Below are 911 nucleotides of genomic sequence, written 5' to 3' on the forward strand. Positions count from 1 at the left end.
CGAAGGTGGGACAGATGATTGGGGTGAAGTCGTAACAAGGTAGCCGTATCGGAAGGTGCGGCTGGATCACCTCCTTTCTAAGGATTATTACGGAATGAGGAAGATTATTCTTCCTCAGGTCAACCATTCGTGGTTGATTCAATCAGCGCAAAGCGCGCTGAAAAAATCTCATTGATGTTTTGCGTTCAGTTTTGAAGGTTCATTAGAACCTTTAAGCAGTTATTTTTACTGTTTAAAGCAGTTACTATTAAACTTCATATTTATATCCTGGAATGGGCCTATAGCTCAGCTGGTTAGAGCGCACGCCTGATAAGCGTGAGGTCGGTGGTTCGAGTCCACTTAGGCCCACCATTAAGTTTTTTAAGCAGCTTCACCGCTTAAAAAAACTTCCGCATTTTAAACGGACTTTTCGTTTAAAGAAGCTACCATTTAAGCAGTTTCACCGCTTAAATGACTAACCCTATATTTCGGGGCCTTAGCTCAGCTGGGAGAGCGCCTGCCTTGCACGCAGGAGGTCAGCGGTTCGATCCCGCTAGGCTCCACCAATAAGCTTTTTAAGCAGCTACACCGCTTAAAGAAGCAACCATTTTTTTAGCAGGTTTATCGCTAAAGGAAGCTACCATAATGAAACTTGTTCTTTGAAAACTGAATGAAACGACATTGATAGCAACAAATCAAGTAATCAACGCAGAGGAATTTATTCCTTTGGAATAGATCATGCAAATGATTTATTCATGCAATGCCTTTAAGAATTCTGACATACATCGCTGTAAAGAAGAATTCACCAAAGAGGAATTTGAGACGCGCAAGCTGATCAAAAACCGAAAGGTTAAGTTAGAAAGGGCGCATGGCGGATGCCTTGGCACTAGGAGCCTAAGAAGGACGGCACTAACACCGATATGCTCCGGGGA

2 tRNA genes and 1 rRNA gene are annotated in these 911 nt (G+C 43.1%); all 3 read left to right on the forward strand.

Annotated elements, in window-relative coordinates:
• A 16S ribosomal RNA gene (locus AC1TO4_RS19810) occupies positions 1–77 on the forward strand; the annotation flags it as partial.
• A 197-nt stretch (positions 78–274) separates the two neighbouring features.
• Positions 275–351: transfer RNA gene (locus AC1TO4_RS19815), tRNA-Ile, on the forward strand.
• Positions 352–469: 118 nt separating this feature from the next.
• A tRNA-Ala gene (locus tag AC1TO4_RS19820) sits at positions 470–545 on the forward strand.
• Positions 546–911 lie beyond the last annotated feature (366 nt).

This window comes from Sporosarcina sp. Y838 (assembly GCF_056786515.1).